Raw genomic sequence first — 12,491 nt, 5'->3', positions numbered from 1 at the left:
CCCGCTGTACATCAGTTGGGCTGCCCGAGCGGCCGTACGACGACCGTGTTGACGTCCACTCCCGCGGGCTGCCGGATCGCCCAGACGACGGAGTCGGCGATCTGGTCGGCCGTCAGGAGATGGCCGGGCGGGAGGCCGATGCCGTCCCAGAACGGGGTCTCCACGCGACCGGGCGCGATCAGGGTCACCCCCACGCCCCACTCGGTGACCTGGCGGCGGGTGTTCTCGGCGAGCCCGGTGACGGCCCACTTGGTCGCCCCGTAGATGTTGCCGGGCGTGGGCACGAATCCGGCGACGCTGCCGACGAGCACGATCCGGCCCCGGGTCTCCTTCAGCGCGTCGATGGAAGCCCTCACCAGCAGCGCGGGACCGAGCACATTGGTCAGCACCATCTCCGTCCAGCCGGCCGGGTCACCCTCGGCGACCGTGTCATGCGTGGCGACCCCGGCGTTGGCGACGACCGTGTCCAGCCGGCCGAACTCCTTGAGCGTGGTCTCCACCGCGGCCTGCACCTGGTCGTACTCGGCCGCGCTCCCGGCCATCGTCAACAGGCCGTCGGGATTGCCGAGTTCGTCGGCGAAGTCGCGCAGCCTGCGCTCACCGCGCCCGGTGACGGCCACCCGGTGCCCGGCGTCGAGCAGCCGCCGTGCGACGGCGGCGCCGATGCCGCTGCCGCCACCCGTGATGAGTGCGACCGGAGAGTCGGTCATGGTTACCCCCTGTGTTTCGGTGGACGCGGGGAAGTCCATCACTTGAAGCGCTCTCGAAGTCAAGACCCGCAGGTGTCGCGGTACGGCACGGAGGTCAGGTACCGACGCCACTCGGCCTCGGGCCCGGGACACCGCTGAGGCACACCCTCACCGGCCGCCGTCGTGAGGGCACCCGTCAGGCCTGGTCCGGCGCCTGCGCCAGGTACACCGTGTCCGCCTTCAGCACGAACACGTCCTTGCGGCGGTGCACGCTCGCCTCGTCATCGGGGTCGAGGAGGCGGTCCAGGGTGGCGCGGTCCTCCGGGTCGAGACCTTCCGCGAGCGCGTCGCGGAGCCAGGTCAGGGAACCGACGACGTAGGCGCGGGCCCTGTCCGTGACCGGTGCGGGCAGGTCCAGCAGGAAGCTGCGGGTGCCGGTGTGCTTGAGGCCCGCGGCGGTCAGCAGCGCGGGCCAGTTCTCGGTTTCGGCGACAGTTCCCGGCAGCTCGTCGCGCATCCGCGTGAACCACTCCGTCTGCATCGCGTCCAGCCGCGCCTGCAGGCCCGGACGCCCGATGCCGATGTCCCGCGGTAGGAACCGCGCGGGCAGCCCGCCCTCCAGCAGGGCCAGCGTGCCGCCGGGCGCCAGCCGCGCGGCGAACGCGGCGAGGGCGGCGCGCTGGTCGCCCAGGTGGTGCAGGCTGTTCCCGGCCCACAACAGGTCGGCCGGATAGTCCAGCTCCGCCAGGGCGTCGGGGAGTTCGCCGGTGATCGTGCCGAAGCGGTCGGCGATGCCGAGACGCTCGGCCCGGTCGCGGGCGCGCTCCAGCAGGGGCTCCGAGCCGTCCACGGCCACGACTCGCGCGCCGGGGAAGGTCTCGGCGAACTGGCAGGAGATGACGCCCGGCCCGCTGCCGATGTCGACGATGAGGCCGGGCTCCGGTACCTCCTTCGTCAGCCACGCCATGACCCTCCCGTACAGCGGCGCGAACAGCTCCGCCTGGGCCTCCATCTGCGGAGCCATGACGGCCCAGTCGAGGTCGGTGTGGCTGTGGTGGCCATGCTGAGTGTGGTGGTCGTGGTGGTTGTGCGCCATGGTGGTCAGCCTCTCTTCTCGGTGCGGTCAGCCTGCGCCGACGCACCGCGCGAGGGCCACTTCTGTTGCCGGGGCGGCAAAAAACAGGAAGCACATATGCCTTCCGCGCATGGCACCGCCGGGGCCGGGCCCGGAAGCGCCGGCCCCGGCGGATCACCTCGTGTCGGCTACAGGGGCGGGTACGCGTTCTGCATCAGCTGCTGGAACTGGGCCGAGAACCAGTGTCCGGACAGCGGTGCGTTCGGCAGGGCGCCCGACATGTTGTTGCCGTTGCGGGCGTTGCCCGTGTACGTCGGGTCACACATGCGGTCGAAGCCCTTGCCCTCGTCGTTCGCGATCGCGCTGCTGGAGCCGTCGGACTCGCCCGGCGGCTTCATCCACACGTACGCGTCGATCCCGGTGGCCGGGGAGGCCTGCGGACGCTCACCGAGGCCGGCGCCGGACTGGTTGCACCAGTTGCCGACGTGGATGCGGCGGTCGTAGCGGCCGCCGTCGACGTAGGTGTCCACGCTGGTCAGCGGGCCGGGGCCGGTTGGCCGTGCGGTGCCGCCCCAGCCGTTGCGCGAGGTGTCGATCAGCATGCCGATGCCGGAGTTGAAGCCGACGGACACCAGCTGGTTGCGGAATGCCTGAGCGAAGGACAGCTCGTCGACGTAACGGTTCCAGTCGACCCACTTCGACTGGCGGACGGATGTGCCGTTCACCGAGTCGTTGATGGTGAAGTTGTTCTCCTTCAGGGCGCTGTAGTTGGCCGTGTTGGTGATGAAGCCCTGGACGTCGTCGACGCTCGCCCCTTCACTGGTGGCCGCCTGCTTGAACAGGGTGGCCGCCGGGCCGAAGTTGTCGTCCCAGCCGAGCCAGCCGTGGTGACCGGCATCGAGGTAGTTGTAGACGTTGGGGATCGCGCCGAGCTTGGCGAGGGCGTAACCGACGCCCTTCACGTAGTTGCCGTTGGCGAGCATCGTGTCGCACGCGGCCGTCGCGGAGGCGCGGCTGCCGGTGTTGGTGACGAGGTTGGGCAGCGAGTCGAGCTCGATGGTGGTGACGATCCTGAGCGAGGCGTACTTGGGGTCGGACAGGATCGCGGCGATCGGGTCGATGAACTGCGTCTTGTACTTGTCGATCTCCGTGGGGCCCAGTTCCCCGTTCGACGCCAGGGCCGAACAGTCACGCCCCGGCAGGTCGTAGACGACCAGCTGGACGACCTCTTCGCCGCTGCCCTTCTGGGCGAGGGCCGCGTCCAGGTGGGCGCGCAGGCCCATGCTGGTGCTCGTGCCGTTGATCGCGGCGATGTGGTCGAGCCAGACGCCGGTGGGCTGGTTGGAGACGCGGCTGCCGCCCGGTTCCGCGGCGGCCTTCGCGGACCACTCCGGGTTCACGTAGACCTTGGCGCCCGCGTACGGGTTGTCGACGCGGCTGCCGGTGCCGCCGCCCCCGCCTCCTCCGCCGCCACCGCTGCTGCCGTCGTCGACGTTGCAGGTCACACCGTCGAGCGTGAACGTGGTGGGGATCGCGTTGGTCCCGCTGTAGAAGGCGTTGAAGCCGAAGCTGACCGAACCGCCGGTGGACAGGGTCCCGTTGTAGGTCTCGTTGTTGGCGGTGACGGCCGTGCCGCTCTGGGTGAGCTTGGTGTTCCAGTAGTTGGTGATCTTCTGGTTTCCGGCGTAGGACCACTTCACCGACCAACTGCTCTTGGCGGCCGAGTTGTTGGTGACCGTCACGGCGGCGGTGAAGCCGGTGTCCCACTGGTTCTGCACCTTGTAGTCGACGGTGCAGGGAATCGCGGCGATGCCGGCTTCGGTGGACGGGACGGAGGCGAACGCCGTCCCGGAGACCCCGGCGACCAGCGTCAGGGCGGCGACTATCGCTGTTCTGGTACGACTCATGAGTGCGGGTTCCTTCTCAGTGGGGGGAGTTACGGGTTGAGGGCACGCAGGTGGTCGCGCAGCCCGGTGCCGTACGACGTGGGTGTTCCGTCGTAGTTCGAGATCAGGGACGGCCCCGAGGAGCAGTCCCAGGTGTTCCAGGTCCAGCCGAGGTAGGAGAGTCCGCGGTCGTCGAACCACTTCATGACCTGGTCCACGAAGCCGTGCGAGCAGGTGTTCTCCCCGATCTCCCCCGCGACCAGCGGCACTTGGGCGGCCACCGGGGCGAGCGTGGAGTTCCAGCAGGTCTCGCTCGCACAGGTGTTGAAGTTGTAGACGTGGTACGCGGCGACGAGATTGCCGGTCGGGTCGTTCGGCTTGTACGTCAGCCACTGACTCAGGTCGTTCGAGTACGCGAGCCCGCCGGCCAGGATGACGTTCTTGGCGCCGGTGCCGCGTACGGCGTCGACGAGATCCTGCATACCGGCGACCTCATACGGAATACCGGGGCAGGTGCCGCCGTCCTTCCAGCACTGCCAGGCCCGGGTGGTCGTGGGGGTCGCCCGGTCCGGATAGGGCTCGTTGAACAGGTCGAACGCGACCGTCTGGTCGTTCTTGAAGGTGTTGGCGACCGACGTCCAGAACGACGGGGTGTACTGCGCGTCGGGCATCGGCTTCTGGCAGGTGGCGTGCACGTCGGAGCAGCCGGCGGAGTTGCCGGTGTACTGGCCGTAGGACCAGTGCAGTTCGACGATCGGGGTCATGCCGTGCGCCTCGACCCTGGCCACCAGGTCCTTGACGGCACCGATGTAGTTGGCGCCCGCGTACTCCGGTTTGATGCCGGAGAGCCCGAGCCAGCACTCCTCGTTCAGCGGGATGCGGACCGCGTTGGCCTTCCAGTCGGCGATCGCCTTGATCGCGGCGTCGTCGACGGGGCCGTCGAAGATGCCGTAGCCCTGGACGCACATGAACTCGCCGCCGGACCGGTTCACGCCGAGCAGCCTGCGCGTCTTCCCGTCGGCGTCCACGAGCTTGTTCCCCAAGACGTGCAGCGCGGGTGCCGTGCCGTTCGAGGGGGGCTCGGTCGGGGACGGCTCGGCGTCCACGTTGCACGTCGTCCCGTTGAGCTTGAACGACATCGGCGCCGCGTTGCTCCCCGACCACGAGGCGAGGAACCCGGCGCTGACGCTCGCACCGGTGCCCAGCGAGCCGTTCCAGCTCTCGTTGGCCGCGGTCACCGTCGTACCGGACTGGGACCACTTGGCGCTCCAGCCCTGGGTGACCTTCTGGCCGGCTCCGAAGTCGAAGGTCAGGCTCCAACTGCTCACAGCGGCACTGTTGTTCGTGATTTTCACGGCACCTTGGAAGCCGCTGTCCCACTGGCTGGTGACGGAGTACTCCACCGTGCACGCGGGGGCGGCGCCCGACGCCGTGACGACCGGCGCGACCACGGTGCCCACGAGGGCGACCGCGCCGGCCACGAGTAAAAGTGCTGAACGAGGGGGGTGTCGCATGAGCGACTCCTTGCAGCTCGGGCGCGTCGTGACGGACGCGTCGACTGATGGAATCGCTCCCACTGGTGTCCATGAAGCTAGCGCCAAGTGACGGCAAAGGACAGAGGAGTCGCTGACTTTCCTTCAGGGGTGGGATCGAATCTTTTCGACCCTTCATGTGCCTTGACCCCTCTTGCCCCTCTCCCCAATATGGGAGCGCTCCCACTGGTTCAAGGCTTGTTGCTCCTCCCCCCACCGCTCCGAGCCGCAAGGAGGAACCAGCACATGGCAACCGGACGGAGACGCCGCGGCGCGCGGCAGCTCTGGACCGCCGCGGTGGCGGCCCTCGCACTTCCCCTCACGATGCTGGCGAACGGCACGACTCCCGCCCACGCGGCGGCACTTCAGTGCAGCGTCGACTACAAGACCAACGACTGGGGATCCGGCTTCACGGCGGACCTCACCCTCACCAACCGGGGCACCGACGCCATCAACGGCTGGACCCTGACGTACGCCTACACGGGCAACCAGACGCTCACGAACGGCTGGAGCGGCACCTGGTCCCAGGCCGGCAAGTCGATCACGGTTCAGAACGCGTCCTGGAACGGCACGATCGCCGCCGGGGCGGCGGTGAACACCGGCGCCCAGTTCACCTACAGCGGGACGAACTCGGCGCCGACGACCTTCGCGGTCAACGGGACGACGTGCATGGGCGCCCACCAGCCGCCGGTGACCGTGCTGACCAGTCCGGCCGCCGGCGCGGTCTACACCCAGGGCGACGCGGTCCCGCTCGCCGCGACCGCGGCCGCCGCCGACAACGCGTCGATCAGCAAGGTCGAGTTCTACGACGACACCACCCTGCTGGGCACGGACACGAGCGCGCCGTACTCGCTCTCCGTCTCCGGTTTGACCGTGGGAAGTCATTCCCTGGTGGCGAAGGCGTACGACAGCCTGGGCGCGTCCGCGGAGTCCACGCCGGTCGGCATCACGGTCGCCTCCGGACCGTCCGTGGTGGCCTCGCCGACCCAACTCGGCGTCCAGCAGGGCAAGTCGGGCACCTTCGGTGTGAAACTGTCGACACAGCCGAGCGCCAACGTGACGGTGTCCGTCGCCCGCACGGACGGCAACGCGGGGCTTTCGGTCACCGGAGGCTCCTCGCTCACCTTCACGCCGTCCAACTGGAACACGGCCCAGACGGTGACGATCACGGCGGACGCGACCGGCACCGGCTCGGCCACCTTCACCGCCTCCGCCACCGGCCACACCAAGGCCACGGTCACGGTGACGGAGCTGGCGGCCTCGAAGGCGTACGACGCCCGGTTCCTGGACCTGTACGGGAAGATCACCAATCCGGCGAACGGCTACTTCTCCCCCGAGGGCATCCCCTACCACTCGGTCGAGACGCTGATCGTCGAGGCACCGGACCAGGGCCATGAGACGACGTCGGAGGCGTACAGCTATCTGCTGTGGCTGCAGGCCATGTACGGGAAGGTGACGGGCGACTGGTCCAAGTTCAACGGCGCCTGGGATCTGATGGAGAAGTACATGATCCCGACCCACGCCGACCAGCCGGCCAACTCCTTCTACAACGCTTCGAAGCCCGCGACGTACGCGCCTGAGCTGGACACCCCGAACGAATACCCGGCCAAGCTCGACACGTCGGTCTCGGTCGGCTCGGACCCGATCGCGGGAGAGCTGAAGAGCGCGTACGGTACGGACGACGTCTACGGTATGCACTGGCTCCAGGACGTCGACAACGTCTACGGCTACGGCAACGAGCCCGGCAAGTGCGAGGCCGGCCCCACGGCGACCGGACCGTCGTACATCAACACCTTCCAGCGCGGACCACAGGAATCCGTCTGGGAGACGGTGCCGCAGCCGACCTGCGACTCCTTCAAGTACGGCGGCACGAACGGCTATCTGGACCTGTTCACCGGCGACTCCTCCTACTCCAGGCAGTGGAAGTACACGGACGCCCCGGACGCCGACGCGCGTGCGGTGCAGGCCGCGTACTGGGCGGATGTGTGGGCGAAGGCGCAGGGCAAGGGCAGTGATGTGTCGGCCACCGTCGGCAAGGCGGCGAAGATGGGCGACTATCTGCGCTACGCGATGTACGACAAGTACTTCAAGAAGATCGGCAACTGTGTCGGCCCGTCGACCTGCGCGGCCGGCACCGGCAAGGACGCCTCGGACTATCTGCTGTCCTGGTACTACGCGTGGGGCGGCGCGACGGACACCAGCGCGGGCTGGGCCTGGCGGATCGGCTCCAGCCATGTCCACGGCGGCTACCAGAACCCCCTGACCGCGTACGCGCTCAGCTCGTATGCGGACCTGAAGCCGAAGTCGTCGACCGGTGCGACCGACTGGAGCAAGTCGCTCCAGCGGCAGCTGGAGTTCTACCAGTGGCTCCAGTCGGCCGAGGGCGCCATCGCGGGCGGCGCGACCAACAGCTGGCAGGGCCGGTACGCCACCCCGCCGTCGGGCACGTCGACCTTCTACGGCATGTACTACGACTGGCAGCCCGTCTACCACGACCCGCCGTCCAACCAGTGGTTCGGCTTCCAGGCGTGGTCGATGGAGCGGGTCGCCGAGTACTACCAGCAGACGGGGAACGCCACTGCCAAGACGATCCTCGACAAGTGGGTCAAGTGGGCGCTGTCCAAGACCACGATCAACCCCGACGGCACCTACCTGATCCCCGCCACCCTCCAGTGGTCGGGCCGGCCCGACACCTGGAACGCGTCGAGCCCCGGCTCCAACAGCGCACTTCATGTGACCGTGGCCGACTACACGAACGACGTCGGTGTGGCGGCCGCCTACGCCAAGACCCTGACGTACTACGCCGCCAGGTCCGGTGACGCGACGGCGAAGTCGACGGCCAAGGCGCTCCTCGACGGCATGTGGAACAACTACCAGGACACTGTGGGCATCGCCGTCCCGGAGACCCGCGCCGACTACAACCGCTTCGACGACGGTGTGTACGTCCCGAGCGGCTGGAGCGGCAAGATGCCGAACGGCGACGCGATCAACTCCTCCTCGACGTTCACCTCGCTGCGCTCCTTCTACAAGAACGACCCGGCCTGGTCGAAGATCGAGGCCTATCTCGCGGGCGGCGCCGCGCCGTCCTTCACGTATCACCGGTTCTGGGCCCAGGCGGACATCGCCCTGGCCATGGGCTCGTACGCGGAGCTCCTCGAATAGTCCCGCTGAACGCTCCGCGTGCACGGTCTTGTCACCTGACGACAAGGCCACCGGGCCGGGCGGTCCCCACCCGCACTGGGGGCCGCCCGGCCGTCACGCCCTCCTTGTGCAGGAAGGACCCCCACCGTGCGAAGAACCCGCATCCTCACGGCCGTGCTGGCACTGGCCGCGGCGGGCACCCCGCCCGCACTGGCCGCGCCCGCCCCGAAGGTGACGCTCGCGACCGACACGTACACCTGGAAGAACGCCCGGATAGACGGCGGCGGTTTCGTACCGGGCATCCGCGTGCCACCCCCGGCACAGCGGTGTCGCGGAAGAGCACCGCTTTGGGAGGTGCCGACACGCCGCAGTGCCCCGGCAGCGCCCGTAACCACCGGCGCCGGCCGCCCGTTGCCCATTGCATGGACGATTTGCTGGCCGCCGACTTTGATCCCGCCGAGCTGTACGAGCCGCGCCTGCCCGTGCTGACCCTGTCGGAGGCGCACGACCTGCTGGAGCTTCTGGAGCATTTCAGCGCGTTCGACAACAGTTGGGGAGACCGGGCGCGTCGTTTCGCCGCCGAGTTGGTGGTACGGGTGCCGTCACGGGACGAGTGACGGCACAGGGGGCTCGGTGGCCTCGTCGGGCTGGTCGGCATGCTCCATTCGGGCGGTGGGGTGGTTACGGGCTGTGCGGTGGTGCGTTGTATCTGCATGAGCAGAAGTCGCAGATTGCGGGAGCTGTCAGGCCCGGCGGCGTTCGACCAGTTGCAGGCGCAGCTGGCTCGGGCTGCTGCCGCGATGGCGCGAGGGAAGCCGCCGCGGCAGAGGCGGGTCGGTGAAACGCTTCTCCCGCCCGATGCGCAGCCACATGACGGCAGCGGTGAGGCGGCGCCGCCCGGCTCGGGCTGAGGTCGTCCGTCGCCCCGCAGACGCTCCGCCCGGTGTTCGGCGCCGTCGGCGGCGGTCCCGTCGGCTGCGGTCCCGTCGACGGCGGTCTCCCGCACGCCGGGCTGCCGCCTTCGGGCAAGCGCTCTCAGGGTTTACGGAAGGCCCGCAGTGTGAACACCGGGTCGGGGCGCGGCCGGTCCTGGTCGGGCAGCGCCTCAAGGCCCGCGACGAGCCGCTCGCCGATAGGGGCGCCGGGCGTCAGCGCGGTGAACCAGCCGCGCCGCAGGTCCGCCGCGGTGCGGCGGGGGCTGCGCCCCTGACCGACACCGGGGAAGCGGGCCTGCCCGGACGGGACCAGTCCGTACGCGGCGGCGTGCGCCGCGACCGTCTCGGCGGCGTCGCGGGCCGGCCGGCGCGGGCGCGGGGCGAGGACGGCGTCGATGTCGCTGCCCACGTCATGGGCGGCAGCCTTGTCGACGGTGGTGACGTACACGCCGCCCGGCCGCAGCACACGGGCGCATTCGGCCAGTACGGCCCGCACGTCCTCGGCGCTGTCCACGAGATGCAGCAGCCACACGCTGGTGACCGCGTCGAACGACCCGTCGCGGAACGGCAGTCGGCGGCTGTCGGCGAGGACCACGGCGCCGGGCATGCGGGCGGCTGCGTGGCGAGCCATCCCGTGGGCCAGGTCCGCGCCCGTCACCTTGAGCCCCGGCCGCCCGGCCGCGAACCGCCGGGTCACGATGCCCGTGCCGCAGGCCACGTCGAGCAGCCGGCCGGCGCTCTCGGGTATCAGTGCGAGCACGGCGTCGGCCGCCGCCGCGGCCCGGGGTTCGCCCCCGCGCGAGGCGTCGTACTCCTCGGCTTCCCGGTCGTAGTCGAGCATGTGCGGCGTCCGCTCAGTGCGCGCCGTGTCCGGGCGCCAGCTTCTCCACCCGGTGCGCGAGCTCGAAGTCCAGCTCGGTGACCGCGCCGCCGACGCTGTGCGTGTTCACGGTGAGGGAGATGGTGTTGTAGCCGAGGGTGAGGTCGGAGTGGTGGTCGAGCTCCTCCTGGACCTGGGCGATGTGCACGACCATCGCGGTCGCCGCGAAGTGCGATCCGAGCCGGTAGGAGCGGGTGATCCGGTCGCCGTCCAGCGACCAGCCGGGCAGCTCCGCCAGTCGGTCCTCGATCTCCTTCTGCGACAGCGGTTCGACGGGCATGACCTGGCTCCTTCCGTACGGCGTGGGGTTGTCCCACCCTGTCACATCCCCTCCGTACGGCGCCGTACGCGCGGCCGTGCCCTCGGCGTCGATCGCGGCGAAGGCTCCGGCGAAGCAGCGGCCGGTGGGTGGCCGTGGGTCGGCGCCGAGCGCATGACCGCGCGCTGTCCGTTGGAGTCGGAGTTGACCGGGCCGGGGCGGCCGGAGCTGCTGGGGCCGGCCACCGATGCCCTCGTGCTTGTTTCGCCCGCGTGCGCCTGCCGGTCGTGTACGCACCACTGCTCGACTACGGTCGTCGTATGACCACTGTCGCGTCCGGCGTCGTCGCCTCCTCACCGGCCCCTTCCGACCAGGGCGTCGGCCCGCTGCTGCGTGGCTGGCGAGAGCGACGGCGGGTCACTCAGCTGGAGTTGGCGCTGCGGGCCGGCTCCTCGGCCCGGCACATCAGCTTCATCGAGACGGGCCGGTCGCGGCCGAGCGAGGAGATGGTGCTGCGGCTCGCGGAGCACCTGGACGTGCCGGTCCGTGAGCGCAACGGGCTGCTGCTGTCCGCCGGTTACGCCCCGCGCTACCCGAGGACGCCGCTGGACGATCCGTCGATGGGGGCGCTGCGGGCGGGTGTGGAGCGGCTGATCCAGGGCTATGAGCCGTATCCGGCGCTGGTGGTGGACGCGATGTACGACGTGGTGGCGGCGAACCGGGGCATCGCGATGTTCCTGGAGGGCGTTCCGGAGCGGCTGCTGGTGCCGCCGCTGAACGCGATGCGTCTCACGCTGCACCCCGAGGCCCTGGCGCCGCGCATCCGCAACCTGCGCGAGTGGCGAGGCCATTTGCTGGCGCAGATGGACCGTCAGATCGCCTTGCAGCGTTCGGAGTCGCTGCGTGCGCTGTACGAGGAGGTGGCGGCGTATCCGGTGGTGGACCGGACGGATCCCGAACCGCCCGAGCCCGTCCCCTACTTCGCGCTTCCGATGCGGATCGAACACGACGGCCAGGTGCTGTCCTTCATCTCGTCGATCTCCACGTTCAACACGCCGATGGACGTGACGGTGGCGGAGCTTGCCATCGAGACGTTCCTGCCGGCGGACCCGGCGACGGTGAAGTATCTCCAGTCGCTGAGTACCTGACTGATGGTCAACCGCCGTGGCACACTGCTGCGGTACTGGGGCGCGTAAGGGAGGCGTGGCGTGAGTGAGCGGCGGGCTGCGCCCACCGTGGGTCAGGTGGTCCTCGGGCGACGGTTGCAGGAGTTGCGGGAGGCCGCCGGGCTGAAGCGGGAGGAGGCGGCGCGGGTTCTGCGCGTCGCTCCGGCGACCGTGCGGCGCATGGAGACGGCCGAGGTCGCGCTGAAGATCCCGTATGTGCAGGTGCTGCTCTCGACGTACGGGGTGGCCGACGAGGAGAGCGCCGCGTTCGTCCACCTCGCCGAGGAGGCCAACCAGCCCGGTTGGTGGCAGCGTTACCACGATGTGCTGCCCGACTGGTTCAGCCTGTATGTCAGTCTGGAGGGCGCCGCCCGCCTGATCCGCTCGTACGAGCCCCACTTCGTGCCCGGACTGCTGCAGACCGAGGAGTACGCGCGGGCCGTGCTGACGGCCGGGACCGTCGGGCAGGCCAGTCCCCAGGATGTCGAGCGGCATGTGGCGCTGCGCCTGGCCCGGCAGGAGCTGCTCACCCGTCAGGACCCGCCCCGGCTCTGGGTGATCATGGACGAGACGGTGCTGCGGCGCCCGGTCAGCGTCCGCTCCCAGGTGATGCGCGACCAGCTCGACCGGTTGATCGAGGCCACCGAGAACCCACGGATCACCTTGCAGGTGGCCGAGTACGCCGCCGGACCGCACCCGGGGACGTACAGCTCGTTCGTGCTGTTCCGCTTCGGGGAGCCGGAGCTGCCCGACATGGTCTACAGCGAGTACCTGACCGGCGCCCTGTATCTGGACTCGCGCACCGAGGTGGCCCTGCACCTGGAGGTCCTGGACCACATGTCGGCGAAGGCGGCCTCCGTCCAGCACACCCGGAAGATCCTGCGGGAGTACCGCGACACGTTCTGACCGGCCGCCCGGCGCGCGCCTC

At 69.7% G+C, this 12,491-nt stretch carries 10 protein-coding genes; 4 read left to right on the top strand and 6 right to left on the bottom strand.

Annotated elements, in window-relative coordinates; genetic code table 11:
* Positions 1-11: 11 nt before the first annotated feature.
* The 4 genes from Q2K21_RS13200 to Q2K21_RS13185 form a co-directional block, all read right to left on the bottom strand.
* Positions 12-710 carry an SDR family oxidoreductase gene (locus Q2K21_RS13200; RefSeq protein WP_310770230.1) on the bottom strand — a complete coding sequence of 233 codons (699 nt, stop codon included), beginning with the start codon at positions 708-710 and terminating at the stop codon, positions 12-14.
* A gap of 175 nt (positions 711-885) precedes the next feature.
* Positions 886-1,785 carry a class I SAM-dependent methyltransferase gene (locus tag Q2K21_RS13195; RefSeq protein ID WP_310770227.1) on the bottom strand — a complete coding sequence of 300 codons (900 nt, stop codon included), beginning with the start codon at positions 1,783-1,785 and terminating at the stop codon, positions 886-888.
* A 167-nt stretch (positions 1,786-1,952) separates the two neighbouring features.
* Positions 1,953-3,671, bottom strand: coding sequence for a glycoside hydrolase family 6 protein (locus tag Q2K21_RS13190; RefSeq protein WP_310770225.1), 1,719 nt, complete (start codon positions 3,669-3,671; stop codon positions 1,953-1,955).
* A gap of 29 nt (positions 3,672-3,700) precedes the next feature.
* The gene (locus Q2K21_RS13185; RefSeq protein ID WP_310770223.1) at positions 3,701-5,164 is read right to left on the bottom strand and encodes a cellulase family glycosylhydrolase; all 1,464 of its coding nucleotides are present in this window, start codon (positions 5,162-5,164) and stop codon (positions 3,701-3,703) included.
* A 264-nt stretch (positions 5,165-5,428) separates the two neighbouring features.
* On the opposite strand from Q2K21_RS13185, the gene Q2K21_RS13180 reads away from it, so the two are divergent.
* A complete protein-coding gene (locus Q2K21_RS13180) occupies positions 5,429-8,344 on the top strand; it encodes a glycoside hydrolase family 48 protein (protein ID WP_310770221.1) in 2,916 nt (971 codons plus the stop codon).
* A gap of 401 nt (positions 8,345-8,745) precedes the next feature.
* Positions 8,746-8,940: a DUF6417 family protein gene (locus tag Q2K21_RS13175; RefSeq protein ID WP_310770219.1), complete on the top strand. Its 195-nt coding sequence runs from the start codon at positions 8,746-8,748 to the stop codon at positions 8,938-8,940.
* Between the two features lie 418 nt (positions 8,941-9,358).
* Here Q2K21_RS13175 and Q2K21_RS13170 read toward each other — a convergent pair whose 3' ends face one another.
* Positions 9,359-10,099 (bottom strand): class I SAM-dependent methyltransferase, encoded by a 741-nt coding sequence (locus tag Q2K21_RS13170; protein WP_310770217.1) that lies wholly within the window; start codon positions 10,097-10,099, stop codon positions 9,359-9,361.
* Between the two features lie 13 nt (positions 10,100-10,112).
* Positions 10,113-10,418, bottom strand: coding sequence for a 4a-hydroxytetrahydrobiopterin dehydratase (locus tag Q2K21_RS13165; protein WP_310770215.1), 306 nt, complete (start codon positions 10,416-10,418; stop codon positions 10,113-10,115).
* 299 nt (positions 10,419-10,717) lie between these two features.
* On the opposite strand from Q2K21_RS13165, the gene Q2K21_RS13160 reads away from it, so the two are divergent.
* Complete coding sequence (locus tag Q2K21_RS13160) at positions 10,718-11,545, top strand: helix-turn-helix domain-containing protein (protein ID WP_310770213.1); 828 nt, start codon at positions 10,718-10,720, stop codon at positions 11,543-11,545.
* A 60-nt stretch (positions 11,546-11,605) separates the two neighbouring features.
* Positions 11,606-12,469 carry a helix-turn-helix domain-containing protein gene (locus Q2K21_RS13155; RefSeq protein ID WP_310770211.1) on the top strand — a complete coding sequence of 288 codons (864 nt, stop codon included), beginning with the start codon at positions 11,606-11,608 and terminating at the stop codon, positions 12,467-12,469.
* The last annotated feature ends 22 nt before the right edge of the window (positions 12,470-12,491 follow it).

This window comes from Streptomyces sp. CGMCC 4.7035 (genome assembly GCF_031583065.1).
In the GTDB taxonomy this organism is placed as follows: Bacteria; Actinomycetota; Actinomycetes; order Streptomycetales; family Streptomycetaceae; genus Streptomyces; species Streptomyces yaanensis.
This window is presented reverse-complemented; position numbering and strand designations above follow the sequence as displayed.

Excerpts from the sequence above, each read along its gene's own strand:
- Q2K21_RS13165 (WP_310770215.1), bottom strand. The coding sequence starts at position 10,418 with ATGCCCGTCGAACCGCTGTCGCAGAAGGAGATCGAGGACCGACTGGCG.
- Q2K21_RS13175 (WP_310770219.1), top strand. The coding sequence starts at position 8,746 with ATGGACGATTTGCTGGCCGCCGACTTTGATCCCGCCGAGCTGTACGAG.
- Q2K21_RS13170 (WP_310770217.1), bottom strand. The coding sequence starts at position 10,099 with ATGCTCGACTACGACCGGGAAGCCGAGGAGTACGACGCCTCGCGCGGG.
- Q2K21_RS13185 (WP_310770223.1), bottom strand. The coding sequence starts at position 5,164 with ATGCGACACCCCCCTCGTTCAGCACTTTTACTCGTGGCCGGCGCGGTC.
- Q2K21_RS13190 (WP_310770225.1), bottom strand. The coding sequence starts at position 3,671 with ATGAGTCGTACCAGAACAGCGATAGTCGCCGCCCTGACGCTGGTCGCC.
- Q2K21_RS13160 (WP_310770213.1), top strand. The coding sequence starts at position 10,718 with ATGACCACTGTCGCGTCCGGCGTCGTCGCCTCCTCACCGGCCCCTTCC.
- Q2K21_RS13195 (WP_310770227.1), bottom strand. The coding sequence starts at position 1,785 with ATGGCGCACAACCACCACGACCACCACACTCAGCATGGCCACCACAGC.
- Q2K21_RS13180 (WP_310770221.1), top strand. The coding sequence starts at position 5,429 with ATGGCAACCGGACGGAGACGCCGCGGCGCGCGGCAGCTCTGGACCGCC.
- Q2K21_RS13200 (WP_310770230.1), bottom strand. The coding sequence starts at position 710 with ATGACCGACTCTCCGGTCGCACTCATCACGGGTGGCGGCAGCGGCATC.